The organism is Ruegeria sp. BF10, assembly GCF_056538725.1.
The window spans coordinates 1,637,729-1,662,662 of sequence record NZ_JBQFTR010000001.1 but is presented as its reverse complement, the minus strand read 5'-3'; the positions used below and the strand labels follow the sequence as shown (position 1 = coordinate 1,662,662).

The 24,934-nt window shown below is 59.0% G+C and carries 26 protein-coding genes; 13 read left to right on the top strand and 13 right to left on the bottom strand.

Going from position 1 to position 24,934, the window contains the following annotated elements; all coding sequences use genetic code 11:
• Nucleotides 1-67: 67 nt before the first annotated feature.
• Nucleotides 68-1,063 carry a hypothetical protein gene (locus ACR0DJ_RS08395; RefSeq protein ID WP_480684531.1) on the bottom strand — a complete coding sequence of 332 codons (996 nt, stop codon included), beginning with the start codon at nt 1,061-1,063 and terminating at the stop codon, nt 68-70.
• A gap of 442 nt (nt 1,064-1,505) precedes the next feature.
• Here ACR0DJ_RS08395 and ACR0DJ_RS08390 point away from each other — a divergent pair, with 442 nt between their 5' ends.
• The 3 genes from ACR0DJ_RS08390 to preA are packed head-to-tail and all read left to right on the top strand — an operon-like array spanning nt 1,506 to nt 5,046.
• Nucleotides 1,506-2,840 (top strand): NAD(P)-dependent oxidoreductase, encoded by a 1,335-nt coding sequence (locus ACR0DJ_RS08390; RefSeq protein ID WP_480684529.1) that lies wholly within the window; start codon nt 1,506-1,508, stop codon nt 2,838-2,840.
• A 46-nt stretch (nt 2,841-2,886) separates the two neighbouring features.
• A complete protein-coding gene (locus ACR0DJ_RS08385) occupies nt 2,887-3,723 on the top strand; it encodes a methyltransferase domain-containing protein (protein WP_480684527.1) in 837 nt (278 codons plus the stop codon).
• Between the two features lie 18 nt (nt 3,724-3,741).
• Complete coding sequence (gene preA, locus ACR0DJ_RS08380) at nt 3,742-5,046, top strand: NAD-dependent dihydropyrimidine dehydrogenase subunit PreA (RefSeq protein WP_170344677.1); 1,305 nt, start codon at nt 3,742-3,744, stop codon at nt 5,044-5,046.
• A 47-nt stretch (nt 5,047-5,093) separates the two neighbouring features.
• Here preA and ACR0DJ_RS08375 read toward each other — a convergent pair whose 3' ends face one another.
• The gene (locus ACR0DJ_RS08375; RefSeq protein WP_257600536.1) at nt 5,094-5,702 is read right to left on the bottom strand and encodes a TetR family transcriptional regulator C-terminal domain-containing protein; all 609 of its coding nucleotides are present in this window, start codon (nt 5,700-5,702) and stop codon (nt 5,094-5,096) included.
• A 172-nt stretch (nt 5,703-5,874) separates the two neighbouring features.
• Between ACR0DJ_RS08375 and ACR0DJ_RS08370 the strand changes: the two genes are divergently transcribed.
• The 10 genes from ACR0DJ_RS08370 (at nt 5,875) to ACR0DJ_RS08325 (ending at nt 15,200) form a co-directional block, all read left to right on the top strand.
• Nucleotides 5,875-7,125 (top strand): Zn-dependent hydrolase, encoded by a 1,251-nt coding sequence (locus ACR0DJ_RS08370; protein ID WP_480684526.1) that lies wholly within the window; start codon nt 5,875-5,877, stop codon nt 7,123-7,125.
• A gap of 92 nt (nt 7,126-7,217) precedes the next feature.
• Entirely contained in the window at nt 7,218-8,672 is a 1,455-nt protein-coding gene (hydA, locus tag ACR0DJ_RS08365) for a dihydropyrimidinase (RefSeq protein WP_480684524.1), read from the top strand.
• Between the two features lie 55 nt (nt 8,673-8,727).
• Entirely contained in the window at nt 8,728-9,525 is a 798-nt protein-coding gene (locus ACR0DJ_RS08360; protein WP_425078097.1) for an ABC transporter ATP-binding protein, read from the top strand.
• Nucleotides 9,515-9,958 carry an N-acetyltransferase family protein gene (locus tag ACR0DJ_RS08355; protein WP_480684523.1) on the top strand — a complete coding sequence of 148 codons (444 nt, stop codon included), beginning with the start codon at nt 9,515-9,517 and terminating at the stop codon, nt 9,956-9,958. The genes ACR0DJ_RS08360 and ACR0DJ_RS08355 overlap by 11 nt, the downstream gene beginning before the upstream one ends.
• Nucleotides 9,955-10,872: an ABC transporter permease gene (locus ACR0DJ_RS08350; protein WP_170344671.1), complete on the top strand. Its 918-nt coding sequence runs from the start codon at nt 9,955-9,957 to the stop codon at nt 10,870-10,872. The genes ACR0DJ_RS08355 and ACR0DJ_RS08350 overlap by 4 nt, the downstream gene beginning before the upstream one ends.
• Nucleotides 10,869-11,714 carry an ABC transporter permease gene (locus ACR0DJ_RS08345; RefSeq protein WP_171168553.1) on the top strand — a complete coding sequence of 282 codons (846 nt, stop codon included), beginning with the start codon at nt 10,869-10,871 and terminating at the stop codon, nt 11,712-11,714. Before ACR0DJ_RS08350 ends, ACR0DJ_RS08345 begins: the two co-directional genes overlap by 4 nt.
• Before the next feature lie 59 nt (nt 11,715-11,773).
• Nucleotides 11,774-12,763, top strand: coding sequence for an ABC transporter substrate-binding protein (locus tag ACR0DJ_RS08340; protein WP_480684521.1), 990 nt, complete (start codon nt 11,774-11,776; stop codon nt 12,761-12,763).
• A gap of 158 nt (nt 12,764-12,921) precedes the next feature.
• Entirely contained in the window at nt 12,922-13,635 is a 714-nt protein-coding gene (locus ACR0DJ_RS08335) for an ABC transporter permease (protein WP_257600543.1), read from the top strand.
• Nucleotides 13,628-14,362 (top strand): ATP-binding cassette domain-containing protein, encoded by a 735-nt coding sequence (locus ACR0DJ_RS08330; protein WP_425078101.1) that lies wholly within the window; start codon nt 13,628-13,630, stop codon nt 14,360-14,362. Before ACR0DJ_RS08335 ends, ACR0DJ_RS08330 begins: the two co-directional genes overlap by 8 nt.
• 22 nt (nt 14,363-14,384) lie before the next feature.
• Nucleotides 14,385-15,200 (top strand): ABC transporter substrate-binding protein, encoded by an 816-nt coding sequence (locus tag ACR0DJ_RS08325; RefSeq protein WP_480684519.1) that lies wholly within the window; start codon nt 14,385-14,387, stop codon nt 15,198-15,200.
• 49 nt (nt 15,201-15,249) lie between these two features.
• Here ACR0DJ_RS08325 and ACR0DJ_RS08320 read toward each other — a convergent pair whose 3' ends face one another.
• From ACR0DJ_RS08320 to ACR0DJ_RS08270, 11 genes are all read right to left on the bottom strand, one after another.
• Entirely contained in the window at nt 15,250-16,122 is an 873-nt protein-coding gene (locus tag ACR0DJ_RS08320) for a helix-turn-helix transcriptional regulator (RefSeq protein WP_171725235.1), read from the bottom strand.
• Complete coding sequence (locus tag ACR0DJ_RS08315; protein WP_256367494.1) at nt 16,123-16,248, bottom strand: hypothetical protein; 126 nt, start codon at nt 16,246-16,248, stop codon at nt 16,123-16,125.
• Nucleotides 16,249-16,261: 13 nt separating this feature from the next.
• The gene (locus tag ACR0DJ_RS08310) at nt 16,262-17,524 is read right to left on the bottom strand and encodes a c-type cytochrome (protein WP_257600545.1); all 1,263 of its coding nucleotides are present in this window, start codon (nt 17,522-17,524) and stop codon (nt 16,262-16,264) included.
• A complete protein-coding gene (locus ACR0DJ_RS08305) occupies nt 17,525-18,721 on the bottom strand; it encodes a formate dehydrogenase subunit gamma (RefSeq protein ID WP_480684516.1) in 1,197 nt (398 codons plus the stop codon).
• 27 nt (nt 18,722-18,748) lie between these two features.
• Complete coding sequence (locus ACR0DJ_RS08300; protein WP_425078106.1) at nt 18,749-19,099, bottom strand: putative quinol monooxygenase; 351 nt, start codon at nt 19,097-19,099, stop codon at nt 18,749-18,751.
• Nucleotides 19,100-19,209: 110 nt separating this feature from the next.
• Nucleotides 19,210-19,803, bottom strand: a complete 594-nt coding sequence (gene fdh3B, locus ACR0DJ_RS08295; protein ID WP_010439472.1) for a formate dehydrogenase FDH3 subunit beta — start codon at nt 19,801-19,803, stop codon at nt 19,210-19,212.
• A 12-nt stretch (nt 19,804-19,815) separates the two neighbouring features.
• Complete coding sequence (locus tag ACR0DJ_RS08290; RefSeq protein WP_425078107.1) at nt 19,816-22,710, bottom strand: formate dehydrogenase subunit alpha; 2,895 nt, start codon at nt 22,708-22,710, stop codon at nt 19,816-19,818.
• Between the two features lie 105 nt (nt 22,711-22,815).
• Nucleotides 22,816-23,004, bottom strand: a complete 189-nt coding sequence (locus ACR0DJ_RS08285; protein ID WP_257600549.1) for a twin-arginine translocation signal domain-containing protein — start codon at nt 23,002-23,004, stop codon at nt 22,816-22,818.
• Nucleotides 23,005-23,061: 57 nt separating this feature from the next.
• Entirely contained in the window at nt 23,062-23,673 is a 612-nt protein-coding gene (locus ACR0DJ_RS08280; RefSeq protein WP_425078108.1) for a TorD/DmsD family molecular chaperone, read from the bottom strand.
• Nucleotides 23,674-23,677: 4 nt separating this feature from the next.
• Nucleotides 23,678-24,259, bottom strand: a complete 582-nt coding sequence (locus ACR0DJ_RS08275) for a DUF3306 domain-containing protein (RefSeq protein ID WP_480684513.1) — start codon at nt 24,257-24,259, stop codon at nt 23,678-23,680.
• A complete protein-coding gene (locus ACR0DJ_RS08270; RefSeq protein ID WP_257600552.1) occupies nt 24,256-24,810 on the bottom strand; it encodes a DUF3305 domain-containing protein in 555 nt (184 codons plus the stop codon). Before ACR0DJ_RS08270 ends, ACR0DJ_RS08275 begins: the two co-directional genes overlap by 4 nt.
• Between the last annotated feature and the right edge of the window lie 124 nt (nt 24,811-24,934).

Genomic DNA, 24,934 nt, shown 5'->3' with positions numbered 1-24,934 from the left:
AAATCTCCTGTTGGTATCTGTCTTGCGGAATCTGTAGGCCATTGCCCGCCTGCGCACAACGATCCTGTCAGCGCAACCAGAGGCCTTTGCTTTTGATCGCATTGCGCAGCGCCTGTTCCCGCCGCGGCAGATTGTCCTGATCAAACAGGGCGCGGATTTTTGCGCCTTTGCCCTGAAGAACCAGCTTTTTCAGCGGGTCATATTGCTTGAGCACTTTTTTGACCTTGTTGGGGGCCACGACGGTTTCCAGCACATCGATAACATGGTCGCTTTCGCGGGCATAAAGCAGAGGGAACAGGCGATAGTGGCAGCTGACGGACCCATCCAGAAGCCCGTCAGGCAAAGCATCCCGCCCGCCGCCGAAAGAATGAATGACCAGCGGCAGGGCCGCCTGATCCAGCCATGGGTCAAGGTTCTGGCCCGTCAGTTCGGGAATGCTCTCATCCCGGATCGTTCTTGCGTAGTCCAGATAACGTTCACCGAACATCCTGGGGCATTTGTAAAAGAAGTAACCCGCGTTGAAGTAAAGGTAGCGCCGCCAGTAACCATCGGGTTGGTCCGGATCCACCGAGCTTTCGAAATCCAATCCGAAGCGCGCATAAAGCGCCCGCCAGATACCATCAAAGCCGGGGCCGTACAGCGTCGGCTTTGGCCACGTGCCCTCGACCTTCAATGACGCTCCGGGGCGGTCGAAATCGAACGGGACGCTTGTGATGTCGCCGGTGATCAGCGTGTCCGTATCAAAGAACACAAAGGGTTCCCTTTCCGGCAGGGCCAACAAAGCCTCGATCTTGTTGCCATAAGGGTAGCTTTCGCCAAAAACATGCGAGTCGAATGGCAGGATTTCGGCATCCAACTGTTTCAGGGCCTTCAGAACGTCTTCGTCCTGGATGCTGGGGGTGTGGGTCCAGCGCGGGCCCGGGTTGGGTGTGGCGACAAACAGCCTGCCTTTGAACCCGGGCGAACAATGGCGAAGCGAGGCCGCGAACAACAGGGCCTCATATTGCAAACGGTTGTTTTGCCCGACAACCGCGATGTTGAATTTCCGAGAATTTGCCTGCATCTATGCCCATTCCTGAAAGCTGCCGGAACCGGCACCCTTTGATCCGGATTACAGCAAGCGGGGTGGGGCGTCAAAAGCCGAAAGCTTGATTTCTTTTTATCTATGGCATTCCTCTCATCGCGCCGAGGAAGCGGCGAGCAAGGTCATTTTGCAGGTTTTCCGAGGTTGGCCCGGTTCCTGTCGAAAGGTGAAATCGGCGGTGAGCCATGCTCACAGAACCTTGTTTGCCAATCCCCGCACAGCCCTTTCTTGGCCAAATCCTGCATTTGGACCCAATGATTCAACGCTTTTCATGCTTAATCCGCAGGCGAAGTGCCCAAAAACACAGTTGTTTTAGCAAGGCTTTTCATTTTTTGATCATTTGGCAAATTTTACCAATTGATAAAAAATTTATTTGTGGCAAGCTGAGAGCATAACAAACATATCTACAGGGAGTAGAGTGATGGCACAGGGCCAGATGGCACCCGGTATCGTAGCCGGGCGGCTTTCAAGCGATGAGCTGACCTCGAATTTCACCGATCTGCATCCGCCACTTGCCCAGCATGAGGCCGCAGTAGCCGCAGATCGCTGTTATTTCTGCTACGACGCACCATGCGTAACGGCCTGTCCAACGGATATCGATATCCCGTTGTTCATTCGCCAGATTCAGGCCGGTCAGCCGCAATCAGCAGGGCGCACGATCCTGGAACAGAATATTCTGGGCGGAATGTGCGCTCGGGTCTGTCCAACCGAAACACTGTGCGAAGAGGCCTGCGTTCGCGAAGCCGCCGAAGGCAAGCCGGTTGAAATCGGGCGGCTGCAACGTTTTGCCACCGATGAAATCATGGCCTCGGGTGTGCATCCGTTCGAACGTGCGCCTTCTACCGGTAAGACAGTTGCGGTTGTGGGGGCCGGGCCTGCGGGTCTGGCCTGCGCCCACCGGCTGGCCATGCTGGGCCATGATGTGGTGATCCATGAAAGCAAGCCCAAGCCCGGCGGCCTGAATGAATACGGTATTGCGGCCTACAAATCGACCAACGATTTCGCACAGGCCGAGGTGGACTGGCTGCTGAAAATCGGAGGGATTTCAATCGAGACCGGATCGGTTTTGGGCGAAAGCATCTCATTGGATGGGCTGGTCGAAAACTACGACGCGGTGTTTCTGTCCATTGGTCTTGCTGGCGTCAACGCCCTGCGTGCGGACGGGGTGGACAAGGACGGTGTGCGGGACGCGGTCGATTTCATCTCGGACGTGCGGCAGGCCAGTGACCTTGCCGATCTGCCCGTTGGACGGAATGTGGTCGTCATCGGCGGAGGCATGACAGCTGTGGATGCCGCTGTGGAATCCAAGCTTTTGGGGGCCGAAAACGTCACGATTGCCTATCGCCGTGGCCGCGACGCCATGGGGGCCAGCCGGTACGAGCAGGACCTGGCAGCGTCGCATGGCGTTCGGATCATGACAAATGTTCAGCCAGTGGCCATCCACGGCAATGGTGCAGCAGCCGAAATCGAGCTGGAATATACATCCAGCCAGAACGGTCGGCTCATCGGAACCGGAGAAACGATCCGCTTGCCGGCAGATCAGGTGCTCAAGGCCATTGGTCAGACGCTGAAGGGCGCACCCGAAGGCCTGACGCTGGATGGCGGCAAGATCGCCGTCAGTGGGGCCGGCCGAACCTCCTTGGCTGGTGTCTGGGCCGGTGGTGACTGTGCTGCGGGTGGCGAAGACCTGACCGTAACGGCCGTTGCCGAAGGTCGGGATGCGGCAATGGACATCCACGCGACGCTCGTTTCGTGATAGGGTGGGGTATTCACCCCATTCCTTTCGCTGCTGAGGTATTCCCATGTCCCAGATCGAACAAGCCGTTGCTCAACACTATACCACCGGTGCACTGACCGAACGCGTCCGCGCGGCGCTGGAGGCCAGCGGCATCGATCCGGATGCGGCCACCGTTGCGGATCTTAAGGCTGGGGATGAGTTCCATACAGGCGGCGTTCTAGCAACCGACAACCTGTTTGCGCAACTTTCGCCGACCCATGCGACACGCGTCCTGGATATCGGATGCGGCATCGGAGGCACATCCCGGTACATAGTGGACAAATACGATTCAACGGTGACAGGGGTCGACCTGACGCCCGAGTTCGTGGAAACCGCAACTGCGCTCAGCGATTTGGTCGGGCATTCCGAAAAGACCAGCTTTCACGTTGGCAGTGCGCTGGACATGCCTGTGCCGGATGCCGGGTTCGACCTTGCCATCATGATGCATGTGGGCATGAATATCGAAGACAAAGCGGGGCTGTTCGCGGAAGTGTCACGGGTTCTGGCCACCGGTGGCACCTTTGCCCTGTTCGATGTCATGGGCGGAGAGGTGGATGAGCCGCTGGCTTTTCCGCTTCCCTGGTCCACATCGCCGGAAACCTCCTTTGTTCACGCGCCGGATGTATACAAGGACGCCGCGGCCGCGGCTGGTCTTGAGCTGGTTGCTGAAAATGACCGCACCGCGTTTGCGATCCAGTTCTTCGAAGATGTGTTTGCCAAGATAGCCAAGACCGGACCAGCGCCGCTGGGTATCCACCTGATGATGGGCGAAACGGCGCCCGAAAAGTTCCAAAACTACGTCAAAAACCTCAAGGCCGGGCGTATTCGCCCGACCGAAATGATATTCAAAAAAACCGGCTGAGCCGGGAAGGGAGAAGCCATGGCCGATCTGACGACAAACTTTCTGGGTATTTCCAGCCCCAACCCGTACTGGCTGGCCTCTGCGCCGCCGACGGACAAGGAATACAATGTGCGCCGCGCCTTCGAAGCCGGGTGGGGCGGGGTTGTCTGGAAAACGCTGGGATCCGAGGGACCTCCGGTCGTGAACGTGAATGGCCCGCGTTATGGCGCTATCTACGGGGCCGACCGCCGTTTGCTGGGCCTGAACAATATCGAACTGATCACGGATCGTCCGCTCGAGGTGAACCTCGAGGAAATGGCGCGGGTCAAATCCGATTACCCGGATCGCGCTTTGATCGCGTCGATCATGGTTCCGTGCGAGGAAGAGGCGTGGAAGGCCATTCTGCCGCGTGTGGCCGAAACCGGTGCGGACGGGATCGAGCTGAACTTCGGCTGTCCGCATGGGATGAGCGAACGCGGCATGGGCTCGGCCGTGGGGCAGGTTCCGGAATATATCGAGATGGTCACGCGCTGGTGCAAACAGTATTACGACCGTCCGGTCATCGTTAAGCTTACGCCGAACATCACTGACATCCGCAAGCCGGCTGCGGCAGCCAGAAACGGTGGCGCGGATGCGGTGTCACTGATCAACACCATCAATTCGATCACCAGCGTCAATCTGGACACGTTCAGCCCAGAACCGTCCATTGACGGCAAAGGCAGCCATGGTGGATATTGCGGCCCCGCAGTCAAGCCCATTGCATTGTCGATGGTGTCCGAGATCGCACGGGCCGAGGCGACCCGAGGCCTGCCGATTTCCGGCATCGGCGGCGTCACCACATGGCGCGATGCGGCCGAGTTCATCTCGCTGGGCTGCGGCAACGTTCAGGTGTGCACCGCTGCAATGACCTATGGCTTCAAGATCATCGACGAACTGACGGCAGGGCTGTCGGAATGGATGGATGAGAAAGGTTATTCCAGCATTGATGAGGTGATCGGACGTGCGGTGCCCAATGTCACTGACTGGCAGTATCTGAACCTCAACTACGTCGCCAAGGCCAAGATCGATCAGGATCAGTGCATCAAGTGTGGCCGGTGTTATGCAGCCTGTGAAGACACCAGCCATCAGGCGATTTCCATGTCCGAGGACCGCGTCTTCGAGGTGATGGATGACGAATGCGTCGCCTGCAACCTCTGCGTCGATGTTTGTCCGATCGAAGGCTGCATCGATATGGTGCCGATGGCAGCGGGCGAGGTTGACCCCCGTACCGGAAAAGAAGTTCAGCCAACCTATGCGAACTGGACGACGCATCCGAACAACCCGATGGCCAAGGCGGCCGAATGAGGGGATTGCGACAGATCATCAAGGGGCCGTTTTTTCGGCCCCTTTTTTCAAGGGCTCAGAAGTTTGCGATACATGGTATCAACAAAGGTTTCCGCGCCCTCGAACGGATCTTCGTTGCCCAGAATTGCACGAACCTGAACATCGAAATCGGCATAGTGCTGCGTCAAGGCCCAGATCGAAAACACCAGGTGGTAGGGATGCACCCGCGCGATTTTTCCCTGATCCATCCAGCCGGTAAGGATCGTGACTTTTTCGTCGACCAGTGCCTTGAGATCATTGGACAATGCATCATGAATGCGCGGCGCGCCCTGCACAAGCTCGTTGGCAAAAAGGCGGCTTTCCCGTGGTAGCTCCTGACTCATCTGCAACTTGCGCCGAATGTATGCCAGGATTTCCTCCAACGGATCGCCGTTTGCGTCCAGGTCGTGCAGCGGGGCCAGCCAGGTATCCAGCAGGCCGGACAGCAATTCAGTGTGGATCGCTTCTTTTGATGGGAAATAGTACAACAGGTTCGGCTTGCTCAGACCTGCTTCTGCCGCGATCTGATCAACGGTTGCACCGCGAAACCCGTGGGCCGAAAACACGTTCAGGGCAGCCTCTAGAATCGCGGCGCGGTTCTTTTTCTGAATACGGGTCGGTGCGCGGTCTTTTGGCATGTTTTCAACGTGTCTCTTTTTTCGTCGAACAGGTGCGGAATACACTGAAAATTTCAGCCGTGCCGCGCAAATTCTTGACTGATACCGAACCCGTGATAGCGTGAGTTTGACCATATGGTCAAATCAAGACACCAAAAGCGAGCCAAATCGCAAGCAAACAGGGAAGATGAACATGGCAGCTCCGGCGCAGAATCTCAGGATCAATGGCGACAGGTTGTGGGACAGCCTGATGGAGATGGCCAAGATCGGCCCGGGTGTTGCCGGTGGCAACAATCGCCAGACCCTGACGGATGAAGACGCGGAAGGCCGCGCCCTGTTCCAGAAGTGGTGCGAGGAAGCGGGCTGTACCATGGGGCTTGACCAGATGGGCAACATGTTCGCCCGCCGCGAAGGCACCGACCCGGACGCGCTGCCGGTTTACGTGGGATCGCATCTGGATACGCAGCCGACCGGCGGTAAATACGATGGTGTGCTGGGTGTTCTGGCCGGCCTGGAACTGATCCGGACGCTGAACGACCTGGGGATCAAGACGAAACATCCGATCGTCGCCACCAACTGGACGAATGAAGAAGGCACACGTTACGCACCGGCAATGCTGTCCTCGGGCGTGTTTGCAGGGATGCACACGCAGGATTGGGCATATAACCGCGAAGACGCTGAAGGCAAAAAGTTCGGGGATGAGCTGAACCGGATCGGCTGGCGAGGTGATGAAGAAGTTGGCGCCCGCAAGATGCATGCGTTCTTTGAGTTGCATATCGAACAGGGGCCGATCCTTGAAGCCGAAGGCAAAGATATCGGCGTCGTCACCCATGGTCAGGGGCTGAGTTGGACGCAGATCACGGTAACGGGCAAGGATGCGCATACCGGATCGACACCGATGCCGATGCGCAAGAATGCCGGGCTGGCCATGGCGCGGATCCTGGAGAAGGTCGACGAGATCGCATGGTCTCATGCTCCGCATGCGGTGGGTGCGGCGGGGCATATCGATGTCTACCCGAACTCACGCAATGTGATCCCGGGCAAGGTGGTGTTTACGGTCGATTTCCGCTCGCCCGAGCTGGAGGTGATCACCGACATGGAAAACCGCCTGCGGGTGGCTGCCGAGGATATCGTTGACGAGATGGGCCTTCAGATCGAATTCGAGAAAGTCGGCGGGTTCGATCCGGTGAAATTTGACGATGCTTGCGTGTCGGCCGTGCGAAACGCAGCTGAACGGCTGGGCTATTCGCATACCGATATCATTTCGGGTGCGGGGCATGACGCCTGTTGGATCAACCGGGTTGCTCCGACCGCGATGGTCATGTGCCCTTGTGTTGACGGGCTGAGCCACAATGAGGCCGAGGAAATCAGCAAGGAATGGGCGGCAGCCGGGGCGGATGTTCTGCTGCATGCCGTGGTCGAGACCGCCGAACTCGTGGAATAGGGGGCGCTGCCCCCGTCGCCCCGAGGGCGACACCCCCGGGATATTTTTGGCCAGATGAAGCAAGCGGCGCAGACCGCATCAGGGAGTTCAAAATGAGTACTGTCATCAAAAACGGAACCGTTGTCACCGCGGATTTGACTTACAAGGCGGACGTATTGGTCGAGGGTGGCGTGATCACCGAAATCGGTATGAACCTGACGGGGGACAAGGAACTGGACGCCACCGGCTGTTTTGTCATGCCGGGCGGGATTGACCCTCATACCCATCTCGAAATGCCGTTCATGGGCACCTATTCCAGCGATGACTTTGAAAGCGGGACGCGGGCGGCGCTGGCTGGCGGCACGACCATGGTTGTCGATTTTGCACTGCCCAACCCGGGTGAAAGCCTGCTGGATGCGCTGAAACGTTGGGACAACAAGTCGACACGGGCGAATTGTGACTATTCGTTCCATATGGCGGTGACCTGGTGGGGGGAACAGGTGTTCGACGACATCAAAACCGTGATCGAGACGCGCGGCATCAACACCTTCAAGCATTTCATGGCCTACAAGGGCGCGCTGATGGTGAATGATGATGAGTTGTTCGCCTCGTTCAAGCGACTTGCCGAGCTTGGCGGTACCGCTCTGGTACATGCCGAGAACGGGGATGTGGTGGCAGAGCTGAGCGCCAAGCTGCTTGCCGAAGGGAACACCGGCCCCGAAGCACATGCGTATTCCCGCCCGCCGCAGGTGGAAGGCGAAGCCACCAACCGGGCAATCATGATCGCGGACATGGCGGGTGTGCCACTGTATGTTGTACACACCTCGTGTGAAGAGGCGCATGAAGCCATCCGCCGGGCAAAAATGCAGGGTAAGCGAGTATGGGGAGAGCCCCTGATCCAACACCTGACATTGGACGAAAGTGAATATTTCAATCAGGATTGGGACCACGCGGCGCGACGGGTCATGAGCCCTCCGTTCCGCAACAAACAGCATCAGGACAGCCTGTGGAATGGCCTGCAATCGGGAACGCTGAGTGTGGTTGCCACCGATCACTGCGCCTTCACAACCGAACAGAAACGTTTTGGTGTTGGGGATTTCACCAAGATCCCGAACGGCACCGGCGGGCTGGAAGACCGGATGCCGATGCTGTGGACCCATGGGGTCAACACTGGACGCCTGACACCGAATGAATTCGTGGCTGTCACTTCAACAAACATTGCCAAGATATTGAATTGCTATCCTAAAAAGGGTGCAATTCTGGTGGGCGCAGATGCTGATCTTGTCGTTTGGGATCCTGAGAAGACCAAAACGATAAGTGCCGGTTCCCAGCAGTCCTCGATTGATTACAATGTGTTCGAAGGCAAAGAGGTCAAAGGTCTGCCGCGCTTTACCCTGACACGAGGACAGGTGGCGGTGCATGACGGTGAAATCCGCACGCAGGAAGGTCATGGGGGCTTTGTCGCGCGCGAGGCGAACACTACCGTCAACAAGGCGCTGAGCACCTGGAAAGAGCTGACGGCCCCAAGGCCCGTCGAGCGGACGGGAATTCCGGCGACCGGTGTTTGATCAGTCGGGGCGGCCTTGCAGGCGGCCCCGGCACCACTCTTCTCAAGGCAATAAAATGAACACTGAAAGCACGACCCAGCCCGTCATCGAGGCAAGGCAGCTGGACCTGACATTCCAGACCAATGATGGGCCAGTACAGGCGCTCAAGGACGTGAACCTGACAATTGAAAAGGGCGATTTTGTCAGTTTCATCGGGCCGTCCGGTTGTGGCAAAACCACCTTTCTACGCTGTATCGCAGCCCTTGAGACACCTACGGGCGGGACGCTGACCGTCAATGGCATGACGCCTGATGAGGCGCGTCGAAACCGGGCGTATGGGTATGTTTTCCAGGCGGCGGGCCTTTATCCTTGGCGCACAATTGCCAAGAACATAAAACTGCCTCTTGAGATAATGGGATTCACCGCTGTCGAACAGGATGAGCAGGTGAAGAGGGTCTTGGAACTCGTTGATCTGGAAGGGTTTGGCGGAAAGTTTCCCTGGCAGTTGTCGGGCGGGATGCAGCAGAGGGCCAGTATCGCGCGGGCCCTTGCGTTTGACGCGGATATCCTGCTGATGGACGAGCCGTTCGGGGCGCTGGATGAGATCGTGCGGGACCACCTGAACGAGCAGCTTCTTGAGCTCTGGGCGCGGACGGAAAAGACGATCGGATTCGTGACACACTCCATTCCCGAGGCGGTTTACCTGAGCACAAAGATCGTGGTGATGAGCCCGCGGCCCGGGCGGATTGCAGATGTGATTGACAGCCCGCTGCCCAAGGAACGACCGCTGGATATCCGTGACACTCCGGAATTCATTGAGGTCGCGCATCGCGTCCGAGAAGGTTTGCGGGGTGGGCATTCCAATGAAGACTAACCTGAATGCGGATAAAATCCGGCGCGCGGCACCAGGCGATGTGCCAGCCTGTGCCAGGGTTGTTCATGACTGGGTCACGCAAACAGACTGGATGCCCGACGAACTGCCGGTGGACGAGCTGGCGAAACTGATCAGTGACGCATTCGACGACCGTGAAATGTGGGTCGCCGGTGATCCGGTCGATTGCTACATGTCAGTGGACCCGGCACAGAACAAAATCGGCGCGCTGTATTGCAGCCGGACGGGGCAGGGTATCGGCAAGCGCCTTGTCGACAAGGCAAAAGAGGGCCGGGATTTTCTCTGGCTGACGACGCATCGGCCCAATACGGCGGCGCAACGCTTTTATCGCCGTGAAGGGTTTGAAGTGACGGCCGAGGAACCTCCTGTGCCACCGGATACCGTTCCGGTCTTCAGAATGGAGTGGCGTGCATGAAGCAGGTCATCGCCGTATTCACAGTCATCGCCGCAATTGTTCTGTTCTGGTACGTGGCCTGTATTCCGATGAACATAAAGGGCGTGTTGACCGAACAGGAACGTGCCGGGGCCGTCGTGCAGCCGCCATCCGCCAAGGACCGGCGTGACATGTCCGAGGTTGGTCTTGTTTTGAACAACACTTTCGCCATCCCGGCCACATGGGAACAGGACCGGCCTCGACTGCCGGCCCCGCATCAGGTCGCCATCGAGATGTGGGAAACGACGGTCCAGAAAAAGATCACCTCGAAACGGTCACTGATCTATCACGGCTGGGTCACGCTGAGTGCAACGATGCTTGGGTTTGCGATTGGCACCGGGCTGGGGATCCTTCTGGCCGTGGGTATCGTGCATAGCCGTGTAATGGACCTGTCGGTCATGCCATGGGCCATTGTCAGTCAAACCATTCCGATCATCGCGCTGGCGCCGATGATCATTGTGGTGCTGTATTCCGTTGGTATTCAAGGGATCATTCCCAAGGCGATCATATCGGCCTATCTGAGTTTCTTTCCGGTTGTCGTCGGCATGGTCAAAGGATTGCGCAGTCCTGATGCGATGCAGCTGGATTTGTTGCGGACGTATAACGCCAGCCGGTCTCAGGGTTTCTGGAAGCTGCGCCTGCCGGCATCCATGCCGTATCTGTTCACCTCGCTGAAAATCGGTATCGCTGCGTCGCTGGTCGGTGCCATTGTTGGTGAGCTTCCGACAGGGGCTGTTGCCGGTCTGGGCGCGCGGTTGCTTGCTGGCAGCTATTACGGTCAGACGGTACAGATCTGGTCGGCTCTGTTCGCGGCTGCCATTCTGGCGGCGTGCCTGGTCGGGCTGCTGGGGCTGATTGAACGGGCCGTACTGAAACGAATGGGGATGGCGCAATGATACTGGTTTTCTGTGCTGTCCTGCTTTGGCTCTTTGGCTGGTGGTTGAACAGCCGGTTGGCCAGCGGGCCTTACGCCGACACCCGAATGGTGCGGCTTCTGGCCCCGCTGATCTTTGGCCTGACGGTCATCGGGATCTGGGAACTTCTTGTGCGCGGGCTTGAGGTTCCACTGGTCATCCTGCCAGCGCCATCGGTGATTGCGGTGCGGTTTGCGGACAGCCTTCCGATCCTGTGGGCTGACTTTGTGCAGACCATCATCAAGGGCGCGCTCAGCGGCTATGTCATTGGGTGCATTGCCGCCTTTCTGATGGCGATTGCCGTGGACCGCTGGGATTTCCTGCGCCTGGGCCTGTTGCCGGTTGGCAATTTCGTGGCCGCCCTGCCGATTGTCGGAACCGCCCCCATCCTGGTGATGTGGTTCGGGTTCGACTGGCACTCCAAGGCGGCGGTGGTGGTTGTGATGGTGTTCTTTCCGATGCTCGTGAACACCGTGGCCGGGCTACGTGAAGCCACCTCGATGCAACGCGATCTGATGGAGACCTATGCCGCAACCTATTGGCAGAGCTTTTTGAAGCTGCGACTGCCTGCGGCGATGCCATTCATTTTCAACGGGCTGAAGATTTCCACCACTTTGGCGCTGATCGGCGCTATCGTGGCCGAGTTCTTCGGCTCGCCGACACTTGGTATGGGGTTCCGGATCTCAACCAGTGTCGGGCAACTGTCGTTGGACATGGTCTGGGCCGAAATCGTTGTTGCGGCACTCGCAGGTACAGCCTTTTATGGGCTGGTGGCGGGGATCGAAAAAGTGGTGACCTTCTGGCACCCGTCACAGCGCGGATAAAACAAAGAAATCAACAGACCCCGAAATTGGGGCACAACAAGCAACGAGGAGAAATGAAGATGAACAAGCTACTCAGCGGGGCGGTTGCCGCCTTTGGTCTGGCAGCCAGTGCGGCGCTGGCGGCGGATGAGGTGACATTGCAACTGAAATGGGTCACGCAAGCACAATTCGCGGGCTATTACGTTGCCAAAGACAAGGGCTTTTATGAAGAAGAGGGGCTGGACGTCACCATTCTGCCCGGCGGGCCTGACATCGCGCCGACGCAGGTGATTGCAGGCGGTGGCGCCGATGTCACCGTCGAATGGATGCCCGCCGCGCTTGCTGCCCGTGAAAAAGGGCTGCCGCTGGTGAATATCGCGCAACCGTTCAAAAGCTCTGGCATGATGCTGACCTGCTGGAAAGACGCCGGGATATCGTCGCCCGAGGACCTCAAGAACCGCACGCTGGGTGTCTGGTTCTTTGGCAACGAGTTTCCCTTCATGAGCTGGATGAGCCAGTTGGGCATCAGCACCGATGGCAAAGGCGAAAACGGCGTGGAAGTTCTGAAACAGGGCTTTAACGTCGACCCGTTGCTTCAGCGTCAGGCGGATTGCATCAGCACCATGACCTACAATGAATACTGGCAGGTCATCGATGCCGGTGTCAGCCCAGATGAGCTGGTGACCTTCAAATACGAAGACCAGGGCGTGGCGACGCTGGAAGACGGTCTTTACGTTCTGGAAGAGAACCTGAGCGATGCGGCTTTCGTCGACAAGATGGAGCGGTTCGTTCGCGCGTCGATGAAGGGTTGGAAATATGCCGAGGAGAACCCGGACGAAGCGGCGGAAATCGTTCTGGAAAACGATGCAACCGGTGCTCAGACGGAAGAGCACCAAAAGCGTATGATGGGTGAGATAGCCAAGTTGACCGCTGGGTCGAACGGCGCGCTGGACCCGGCTGATTTCGACCGCACCGTCAACACATTGCTGGCAGGCGGGTCTGATCCGGTTATCACCAAAACGCCTGAAGGGGCCTGGACGCATCAGATCACTGATGCAGCATTGAACTGACGCACGCCGTCAATTCGAAAAATTACAGCGCGGTCCCAAACGGGGCCGCGTTTTTCATTTTGAATGCCGGATATGTGTCTGTACTCGATCTGAAAACAGAGTAGTATTTACCTGTAAACGAACGCATTTCATACGAAATGTGAAGTTAATGGGAAGAAATGCAGGGATTTGCATCAGAATTCAGCTCTGCAATCGCGCTGATCTTTGAGGGAGACTCAGAGCTGTGGGCGATTGTGCTGTTGTCCCTGAAAGTATCCGTGTTTGCGGTTCTGATTTCTGCCCTGATCGGCATGCCCGTCGGCGCCGCCCTGGCCGTGGCGAGGTTTCCGGGGCGGCGGATGCTGATCGTTCTGATGAATGCCTTGATGGGGTTCCCACCCGTGGTCGTGGGGCTGCTGGTCTATCTGATGCTGTCCCGCTCCGGCCCGTTGGGTGTGCTCGAGCTTTTGTATACCCCGACGGCCATGATCATTGCTCAGGTCGTGTTGGTCACTCCCATTATTGCGGCATTGACCCGGCAGGTGGTCGAAATGCTGGCCGAGGAATACTCCGAGCAGCTGCGATCACTGGGCGTGTCACGGCTGGCATCGGTCCCTGTGCTGCTGTGGGATGCACGGCTGGCATTGGTCACGGCCTTGCTTGCGGGGTTCGGGCGCGCCATTGCCGAGGTGGGCGCGGTGATCATCGTGGGCGGCAACATCAACCATGTGACGCGCGTGATGACCACGACGATCGCGTTGGAAACCTCGAAAGGAAATCTGGCGCTGGCACTGGCCTTGGGGGCAATCCTGATCGGGATCGCGGTGGCCGTGAACGCGATGGTCAGCGCGGTCAGCCTGCGGGCCGAACAGGAAGGGGTGCGTCATGCGTGACCTGCGCTGCGACATGGTGAATTGCCTGAAGGTCGAGAACCTGCAAATCCGCAGTAATGGCAAGGCGTTGTTGGAGGTCTCGTCATTGGATCTGGATGGGCCGGGACCAACCTTGATTCTTGGCCCCAACGGCGCAGGCAAAAGCCTGTTGCTGCGCTGTCTGCACGGGCTGATCACGCCGGATCGGGGGCGGGTCGTCCAGGATGGAAAACCGCTTGGCGCGGCACATAAAGCCCGCCAGGCGATGGTATTTCAGAAACCGGTTCTGCTGCGTCGATCGGTTGCGGCAAACCTTGACTTCGTTCTCAAGCGTCAAGGCATGGGGCGAAGGGCCCGAAAGGCCCGCATCGCCGAATTGCTGACCGAAGGAGGGCTGGACGGCAAGGCCAGACAACCCGCGCGGTCATTGTCCGGAGGGGAGGCGCAGCGATTGGCGATTCTCCGTGCGCTGGCATTGAACCCCGAGACCTTATTTCTGGACGAGCCCACCAGCGCACTGGATCCAAGCGCGACCCAGATGATTGAACGAATGATATTGCGGGCTTCGGCTCGGGCTGTGCGGATCGTGATGGTGACCCATGATATCGGTCAGGCACGTCGTTTGGCCTCGGACGTGGTCATGATGCAGGGCGGGCATGTCGTGGAACACGGTGTGGCAAAACAGGTTTTGGATTCACCCGAAAGTGATGCGTCGCGCCGCTATTTGGCAGGCGGATTGGTTACATGAAATACAGAAAGCGGAGAGTGTGATGTTCCGGGAATCAATTCGGGCAGCGGTGGTGGCTTTGGGCCTGTTGACCAGCGCGGTTTCGGCGGAAGAGCCGTTTATTGTGGTGCAGTCGACAACGTCCACACAGAACTCGGGACTGTTGGATTACATCCTGCCGTGGTTCGAAGCTGATTCAGGTATCGATGTCCGTGTTGTGGCGGTTGGAACCGGTCAGGCCATCCGCAACGCCGTCAACGGGGACGGGGATGTTCTTTTGGTTCATTCCAAACCGGCCGAGGAGAAATTCGTTGCTGACGGTTGGGGCGTAGAGCGGAAGGATCTGATGTACAATGATTTCGTTCTGGTCGGCCCCAAGTCTGACCCTGCCGGAATTCGCGGCGGCGCCGATGTTTTGGCCGCGCTCTCAAAAATCGCCGAGGCGGAAGCGCCGTTTGCATCACGCGGTGACGACAGCGGAACGCACAAGGCCGAACTGGGCTATTGGTCCGCGGCCGGGCTGGACCCTGCCGACGCCTCGGGTACGTGGTATCGAGAAACCGGATCTGGCATGGGGGCGACCCTCAATGTGGCCGGTGGAATGGATGCCTATACGCTGACGGATCGGGCCACGTGGTTGTCTTTTGGAAACCGGGGAAACCTTGACGTTCTGGTCGAAGGGGATCCGCGCCTGTTCAATCAATACGGCGTGATCCTCGTGAATCCCGAAAAGCACGCGCATGTGCGGGCGGCAGCCGGCCAACGTTTCATCGACTGGCTGACGGGGCCGGACGGGCAGGAGGCGATCGCGTCGTTCAGGCTGGACGGGCAGCAGGTGTTCTTTCCCAACGCCGACTAAGCCGGCCTGTGGCGTGCGTATCCTGACAAGGTAAAAGGCGGGCGAGGGGTCATCCGCTGGCACCGTTGTGGTGTATCGTGCCCAGGCCTGACAGGTCGTAGCCACCGAATTCACGGGCCCGTTGCGCAAATTGATCCGAGCGCAGCAGAGTTATCAGTTTTTGCATTGGCGGATCAAAATATGACCTGCGCCAAACCGCCAGATCCAGCCTTTCGGAATGGGTGGGGACGAAACCCAGGTTGTAAAGCCCTGCCAAAGCACCCAGCCCGAAGCCGGCCTCGGCCTTTTCGCCGTGAAGGGCGATGGCCAGTTCTTCTTCGGTGCGCGCGCAGCCGGGGGTTACGTCCAGATCGTCTCGGCTCATGCCATGGGCTTCCAGCTGGCTATCGAAGAGGTGTTGGCTGGCCGCACTGTCCTGACGCATGATCACGCGGCGCGATTTGAGATCCTTGAACGTTTTGATATCCGATATGCCCGGGGCAAGAAGTAGCCCGCGCTTGCGCCGGGCGACTTCGTACAGCACCACCGGCCCTTCGCCCAAGGCGTCTCGCAGGGATTTTTCGTTGAACCCTCCGTCTTCGTGGATGTGCAACACAGCCGCCTGTGCGCTGCGTTCGCTCAGCCGTGTCAGCCCGTCAAAGGAGCCGTCGTAATAGGTGGCAAGCCCCGATCCGCTTTCACGCAGCGCCCAATCCAGCAGGGGATCGTGGCTGCCGGCAACAATCTGTGGCAGGGGCGGTTCGGCGACCTGCGGACCGGATCGCGACGCGTTGAGCCAGGCAATGATTTCGGCCCGCGGGAACAGCAGCTTGCCCATGGCGCGTACACAGGGCACCTCGCCCGAGGCGGCAAGATCATAAGCTTTGCGCTCGCCGATGCGCAGCAGATCGGCCAGTTCGCGGGTGGTCAGGTAGTGCGACATTCAGTCGAGGCGCACGGCAGAGCCGGACGTGGCGTCGGCGGCGGTGAACCCGATCCGATCCAGCACGGCAGGGGCTGCCACGGCAATGACGACCATTGCGGCGACCGCGGCAAGAAAGGCTTTCATGGTCTCCTCCAGTTCAGTTCCGGGCGCTTGTTGCGCGGCGCAGAAAAGCAATAAGATCCTGACGATCCTGAGCTTGTGTAATTCGCTGCATCGGCATCTTGGACCCTGGAATGTAATGGTCAGGCCCTTCGTCGAAAAGAGCATTTATTGTTTCGTCATTCCAAATGATATCAGAGCCTTGCAGCGTATCCGAGTACAAATATCCCGGTAACGTGCCCGCGCGTCTGCCGAAAACCCCGTGCAAGGAGGGACCTGCGCGGCGTTGGCTGTCGGGTGTCAGGCTGTGACAGATCGAGCATTTCCGCGCGAACTGACGCTCACCATTGTCCATCTCGTCGGGGTTTTGCAGAAAACTCGGCTCGGCAGAAGCCATCTGTTGCCGGTCGGACAAGGTGGTGACTGGCCAACTGTACATGGCCTCGTCAATTCCGCCCGCATGGATGTTTTCACCATCGACCGAAAAGGCCAGGGCCCAGACTGGCCCCCGCAACGTTGCGCGAAAGTCCTGCGCGATGCGCCAGTCCGAGGTATCGATGACCATGATATAGCCTTCACCGTCGCCCACGGCCAGAAACCGACGATCCGGGCTGAGCGCCAAGGCAAGGATCGGGCGACGATCCAGAGTGAAATCGCGTTCTTCACCGGTGGAAAGGTCCAGTATTCGGGTCACTCCGTCAACGGCACCGTAAGCGATCCAGTTGTCCTGTTCATTCAGGACCAGTTCGTTGATGCCGAACCCGTGTTCGATGAGCCGGGTGATCTCTTGTCCACTCCTTACGTCCCAAATGCGCAGCGATCCATCCATGCCCGCTGAATAAAGCTGTGTGCCGTCTGAAGAAAACACCACGGCGTTCACACCGCTTCCGGTCGGCCCAAGAGTTGTGGGGGCAGTTCCGTTCACGGGCCAAACCCCAATCGTTCCGTCCCAACTGGCGGTTGCGACGTGGGTCTTGGACGCTGCCAAACCCACGATCTTGCCCTGATGTCGCCCAACCACGTCGCCGCCGGGCCACTTGCGCAGGGTGAAGTCATCTCCGGCCGAGTAGATGGCCGTGCCATTGAAGGCAACGGCGTTCACGGCGGCTTCGTGACCTTCCAGCCATTCGGGGGTCCGATCAGCCCAGAGCCCGACGGAATTGTCGAAGCTGGCTGTTGCGATCCGCCCGTCCGGGGCTGTGGCGATCCCCATGATTGGGCCGCCGTGTCCCTTGAGTGTGAAGAATTCGGCCAAGGCGGGCAGAGGGATCAGCGCCAGGGCCAGAACCAGCCCCCGCATCTATTCAGCGGGCGAGGTGGCGGTCTTGCCAGCCTCTTTTTCCTGAACTTCTTCCAGCCACAAAGAGTGGTGTTCACGGGCCCATTGTTCTTCGACCTCGCCGGTGCCCATGGCGTCAAAGGCGCCCTCCATTCCGACAGAGCCGAGATAGATATGCGCCACGATGATCGCAATGAACACATAAGCAACCATCACGTGCCAGACTTGGGCATATTGCATTTCTTCCTGCGGCGACATCTGCACCGGCAGGTTCAGGCCCATCATTTGCGGAATACCGGTCGAATTGGCGATCTGGAAGGTTTTGGCAAACAAGGGCATCTCGAACGGGAACAGCAGCGACAGACCCGACAGGCTGATCGAGACGCCCAGCAGGATGCAGGCCCAGAATATGATTTTTTGTCCGGCGTTGAACTTCTTTGCCGGTGGGTGGCTGTTTTTGGTGAACAACCCGCCACCTGCGGCCAGCCATTTCAGATCGACGCGGTTGGGGATGTTGTGGGCAATCCAGTTTACCGTGACGATGATCAGGCCCAGCATAAAGGCCCAGGCCAGATTGTTGTGCAACCACTTGCAGCCCTGCGCGAGGGTCGCAAAGCCCTCTTTCCCGAAAACCGGAATCAGGAAGTCGCGCCCATAAAGCGTCAGCAGGCCCGTGATGCCAAGGATCAGGAATGACCCGGCAAACAGCCAGTGGCCGAAGCGCTCGAACCCGTTGAAACGCGTGACCGTGCGTCCGGTTTTCTCGCCGTCGATGCGAATCTTGCCGCGGATCAGGAAAAACAACAGGATAATGCCCAGCATCCCGGCAATGACATAGGTGCCGTATTCGCGCAGCGGTCCGGTGCGGAAGGTCAGCCACCACATGCCGCCATCCTGAATCAGCACGCTGTCTGCCGGACCATGAGAAGACACCGTCACATCAGCCGAGCCATAGCGCAAAGCGCGATACACGTCACTGTCCGAGGCCACACCGCGCGTGCCAAGCTGACCCAGCAACCCCTCGGCATTTCCCTGACCTGTGTTCTCGGAACGATAGCTGTTGTCGACGGTTTCACCTCGCTGCCGGGCGAGAATGTCTTCCAGGGTTGTTGCTCCGCCGGTCGAGGTGCGCTCATCTGCCGTGGGTTCAGAGGTCTCTTGCGCCCATGCGGCTCCGGTCAGAAAAATCGAAACCAGCAGATACTGGATCAGACGCATAGGGGTATCCTCCTGTGCAATTTCATATCAGCGGTCAAAACCGCCAATTTGCTGGTGAAAGACGGCGCCGACCGGTGCGAGCGCTTCGCGAAGATCATCCTTGGCCGGACCATACACGTCCAACCCCACTGGCGTCAGAAGGGCCAGAAACCGTTCAGCAAAATTGGCACCGAAGTTTTGCATATGTATCATGGCATCTTCGGAACTGGCGTAGCGTTCGAAGATATGGACGGCCGAACCGGTCATGTGCCATTCATAGCTTCTGGCGCCGGTCTCGTGCTGCGTGGCCGTGACCATTTCTGCCATAAGCGCTTCGAACTCATCCTTTTTATCCAGATCGAGGTCAAGCTTCAGCAGCCAGTAAACATCATTGGTCATGCGTGCCTCTCAAATATGTTTGGTGTGACGTTTCAGGAAACGGATCCCCGATCACATCACCTGAAAGGCCCCCCGCAAAGGGCGGGAGGCTGTTTTTTCAAGGCCGGACTTCAGCCGTCTTTCTGGTCGTAGGCCGTGCCCCAACCCCAGGCGCCCGAACCGAAACCGCGCGCCACGACGCGTTCGCGGTAAACTGCGGAAACCACGTCGCCGTCACCGGCGAGCAGGGCCTTGGTGGAACACATCTCGGCGCAGATGGGCAGCTTGCCCTCGGCGATCCGGTTGCGACCGTATTTGGCGAACTCTGCGGTCGAGTGCGTTTCCTCGGGGCCGCCGGCGCAGAAGGTACATTTGTCCATCTTGCCACGCGATCCGAAGTTGCCCGCCTGCGGGTATTGCGGCGCACCGAACGGGCACGCGTAGAAGCAATAGCCGCAGCCAATGCACAGGTCCTTGGAGTGCAGCACGACCCCTTCTTCGTTCTGATAGAAGCAGTCGACCGGGCACACCGCCATGCAGGGCGCATCCGAACAATGCATGCAGGCCACCGAGATCGAGCGTTCGCCCGGGTTGCCGTCATTGATCGTCACCACCCGGCGGCGGTTGATGCCCCACGGCACCTCGTGTTCGTTCTTGCACGCGGTTACGCAGGCGTTGCACTCGATGCAGCGTTCAGCGTCGCAGAGAAACTTTGCTCTAGCCATTTGTCGTCCTCCTTACGCTGCCCAGATCTTGCAGAGAGTCGCCTTGGTCTCCTGCATCTGGGTCACTGAATCATAGCCATAGGTCTGGGCGGTGTTGGTGCTTTCACCCAGCACATAGGGGTCTGCACCAGCGGGGTATTTCTCCCTCAGGTCCTCGCCCTGGAAATGGCCGCCGAAGTGGAACGGCATGAAGGCCACGCCGGCACCGACCCTGTTGGTCAGCATTGCCATCACCTTGACCTTTCCGCCCTCGGGACCTTCGACCCAGACCTGTGATCCGTCCCGAATGCCAAGGTTGTTGGCGTCGCGCGGATTGATCTCGACGAACATGTCCTGCTGAAGCTCGGCCAGCCACGGGTTCGACCGGGTTTCATCACCGCCGCCTTCATACTCGACCAGACGACCTGACGTCAGGATTATCGGGTAATCCTTTGAAAAGTCGTTCTTTTGAATCGATGCGTAAAGGGTGGGCAAGCGATAGGCCTGACGGTCCTCGTAGGTCGGATAGTCGGCCACCAGATCGCGCCGGTTCGTATAGAGCGGTTCGCGATGCAGCGGGATCGGATCCGGGAAGGTCCAGACAACCGCGCGGGCCTTGGCGTTCCCGAAGGGCGCGCAGCCATGTGCGATCGCGACCCGCTGGATACCGCCGGACAGGTCGGTTTTCCAGTTGGTCTTTGGCCCCGCCACGGCGTCGATGGCCGCGCGTTCCTCGGCCGTCAGATCACCGTCCCAGCCAAGATCCATCAGCATCTGCATCGTAAATTCAGGGTATCCATCCTGAATTTCCGATCCAACGCTATAGACCCCTTCGGCCAGCAGGTTGTCGCCGTCGCGCTCCACACCGAAACGGGCACGGAAGGTCAGGCCGCCTTCGGCCACCGGTTTGGACATGTCATAGAGGTTTGGTGTCCCCGTATGGCCCATTTCCGGTGTGCCCCAGCACGGCCACGGCAGACCATAGTATTCGCCGTCGTTTGGTCCACCAATGGCTTGCAACGTGGTTCTGTCGAACGTGTGCTGGTTGGCCATATGGCTTTTCAGACGTTCCGGCGACTGACCGGTATAGCCGATGGTCCATAGGCCCGCGTTGAACTCGCGCGTGATGCTTTCAACATTCGGGGTTTCGGGGTCTTCCATTTCGATATTGCGGAAGAACCGATCCGCCCAGCCGAACTTGTTGGCGAACTTGGCCATGATGACCTCGTCCGGCAGGCTTTCGAACAGCGGGTCAACCACCTTGTCACGCCATTGCAGCGAACGGTTCGACGCCGTGACCGAGCCACGCGTTTCGAACTGCGTACAGGCCGGCAGCAGGTAAACGCCATCGGTGCGGTCATGCAGAACGGCAGAAACGGTGGGATACGGGTCGATCACGACCAGCATGTCCAGCTTCTCCATCGCCGTCTTCATTTCCGTCATCCGGGTCTGAGAGTTGGGCGCGTGGCCCCACAGAACCATGGCGCGGACATTGTTGTCCTGATCCATGTTCGCCGGGTCTTCCAGAACACCGTCGATCCAGCGGGAAACCGGGATGCCGCGCTCGTTCTGCAACGGCTTGTCCTTGCCGTCCTTGTCCTTGATCGTGGCGAATTGACCGGCCAGCCACTCCGGGTCTTCTCCCCAGACGCGGGCCCAGTGACCCCATGCGCCTGCGGACAGGCCATAATAGCCGGGCAGGGTGTGGGACAGAACACCAAGGTCGGTTGCGCCCTGAACGTTGTCATGGCCGCGGAAGATGTTGGTGCCTCCGCCCGAGGTTCCCATGTTGCCCAAAGCAAGCTGAAGTACGCAATAGGCGCGGGTGTTGTTGTTGCCGTTGGTGTGCTGGGTGCCGCCCATGCACCAGACAACCGTACCCGGACGGTTGTTGGCCATCGTGCGGGCAACACGCTTCAACTGCGACCCCGGAGTACCGGTGACGCGTTCCACCTCGTCCGGATTCCACTTGGCAACTTCTTCGCGGATCTGATCCATGCCCCAGACGCGGGTGCGGATGAACTCTTTGTCTTCCCAACCGTTGTCGAAGATGTGCCAGAGGATACCCCAGATCAGCGCAACATCTGTGCCGGGGCGGAAACGGACATATTCATCCGCATGCGCCGCGGTGCGTGTAAAGCGCGGGTCGCAGACGATCAGCGGCGCGTTGTTCTGCTCTTTTGCGCGCAGAATATGCAGCAGCGAGACGGGATGCGCCTCGGCCGGGTTGCCGCCGATGATGAAGATCGCCTTGCTGTTGTGCATGTCATTGTACGAATTGGTCATGGCGCCGTAGCCCCATGTATTCGCAACACCCGCAACGGTGGTCGAGTGGCAGATACGGGCCTGATGGTCCACGTTGTTCGTGCCCCAATAGGCCGCGAACTTGCGGAACAGATAGGCCTGTTCGTTGTTGTGCTTGGCGGAACCCAACCAGTATACGCTGTCTGGCCCGGATTCTTCGCGGATGCTCATCATGCCGTCGCCGATCTCGTTGATCGCCTCTTCCCAGCTGATGCGCTTCCACTCTCCGCCTTCCTTTTTCATCGGATATTTAAGGCGGCGTTCGCCATGGGCGTGCTCGCGAACCGATGCCCCTTTGGCGCAGTGTGCACCCAGGTTGAACGGGCTGTCCCAACCGGGTTCCTGCCCGATCCAGACCCCATTCTGAACTTCGGCAACGACCGTACAGCCGACCGAGCAATGCGTGCAGACGGATTTGATATTTTCAACGGCTTGGTTTGCCGCTGTCTGGGCACTGGCTTGTGTCACGGTTCCACCCGTGGCGCTGATCGCGGCGAGGCCGCCGATCGTCAGGCCCGAGCCACGCAGAAATGCGCGGCGATCGACGGTTTTCTCGCCGACCTGGGACAGGATACTTGTCCGCTGGGGGCGTCTCGCAACCCCGTTGGTCTTTTTCCTAAGCATTTGTTTCCTCCCTTGCGCGCCGTGTATGCCACGGCTGGCTTGGTACTGCTGAAGCCGACGTCGGGGCCAATCGCAACCGTCAGTCGGGTGTGAAAACGTCCGATCCTAGAACCGGGTGCTCTCGATGTAGGCGCGCGTATGCGCGGTATCCTGAATGCGGGTATCGTCTGTCGGCAGTTCGGCCGCTTCGGCTTTCCCGGTCAGGCTGGCGGTGGCAACGGCAGCTGGTGCTGCGGTTCCGGCCAGTTTGAGGAAGTCGCGGCGTGTGGCGCCTTCTTCCTTGGTCTTGCTCATGGGCTCCTCCTGTCCCAATTGCGGTTTGGTGCCCACAGGGCACCGGCGATGTGCGGGCTACCCCGCCGTCATCCGGAACGCTTCGCGCTCGATCTCCATGAACACCCGACCGGCGGTGCCGACGGATGCATAGAGAACCGAGTTCTCGGCAGCTTCCAAATCCGAATAGAAATGTGCGGCCCAGGGGCCGATATGTTTGTTCCAGAACGCTTTCTGGTCACCAAGGGATGCCGGGCCGCCAAAACGCCCAACGATCATGCCTGCCATCATCTCCATCAATGAGGCGATGTTGTCCTCGGGCTCAAACACGTTCTGGGCGCGTGTGATCCCACGCACCGCCATGTCATTGCGAAGCTGCGCCAAAGGTTTCTCGTTCAGGAAGCCCGTGAGGTAGAAGCTGGCATAGGGCAGCAATTCGCCCCGACCCAAACCGATGAACAATGCATTGAATTCCCGTTCAGCGGCGGCGGGCTTGGTGACCTTGGCGACCCGCGCCATGGCTTGGATGGCCTGACCAAGATCAGTGTCATCACCGCTGAGGCCCGCCATTTGATCCAGCAGCATCTGGTCGGGCGGGCCGGCGAGCAGCAAGCCCAGAAAGTTGTAGAAATCCGCGCGCAGGCGATCCTCGGCTGAAACGTCCAGAGCGTGCGCGTCACTTGCGGTCATTCGGTCATCCTTCAAATTCAAATGTCATTCGACGTGGCACCGGGGGAAGGTCGACTTCTTCCGGCTCTTCCACCCGAGCGACGGAAACCGGCTCGGGAACGGGATCGGGTTCGACCGGCGCGGCCTCGGGTTCAGCGCGCATACCGGCTTCGCCTTCGGGTGCATCATCTTTGGCCTCTTCCGCGTCGGCCGCCAGTGCTTCGATATGCGCCAGCATGCCTTTGCCAACCTGATAGGCAGTCTGCATGTTTTCGATCACGCAGGCCGCATCGGTATAGTCCTCGCCGTAATCAACCAGCCCGTCGACATTGGCCAGAACCGGGTTCAGCCGCCACAGCCGACGCAGGGCGCGGCGACGCAGGCGATCGGGCACGGCCTTGGCCATGAAGCCCGAAACATCGTCACCGGGTTGCAGGGTCTCTGGGTCGGGAAGGTTGAACTCGGCCAGAATCTCGGCGTCATCCTTTTCTTCCAGCTCCGCTTGCCGTTCTGCGATTACTTGTTCTTCAAGGGCCAGCGCTTCGGCTTTGGCTTCGGCCTGAACGGCGGCCTTTCGGCGAGACCAGAAACCATCGGGCCGGGTCATTGCAGCGCCTTTCTCGGGGCGCGGTACACGTCCGACGTCTGCCGGATGCGCGCGTCACCCTTGCCGTCTTCAACCAGATCTGTCCGCTTCTTGTCGCGGCGGCGCTTGACGAACACTTCGTGCTGATGATGTTTCAGAGCGAAATCGCGAACCCAGGCAATCAACCCTTCGGTCATCGGGATCTTCTCGACAATTTCTTCGCCGGTATCCGCATAGTCCTGCCCCTCGAACGGAGAGGCGGTGATCAGCACTGCATTCAGGGGTGTTTCGCCCTTCAGTTCGTCCCGCAGCACAAGGTACAGCGAAGGCTGCCCATCCGACAGGTTGACCATGTAGGCTTCGGTTTCATCTGCCCAGAGCGTCAGGGGCAGGGTGGCCGCGTGATACTCGACCGCATCGCCTTCGCGGCGCAACTCCTGCCAGTCGGCCGGCCCGGCGCCGGGTAAAAGGGCCACGGCACGCCAGTTCCACCGGGCCCAACGTGTGACCCCGGGTGTTTTGCGCACGATGACGCCAACCGGCATTTCACTTTGGCTTGCGGCCTTGGCCACTGGCTCCTCCCCGAAAGGCTCTCACGTGCCTTTCCGCGTCCACTATGGTACACAAACTGGCTTTGTGCCAAGCCTATGCTCTACGACTTTGGTCGTAGTCCAAGGTAGCAACTGCGTGAGCAGG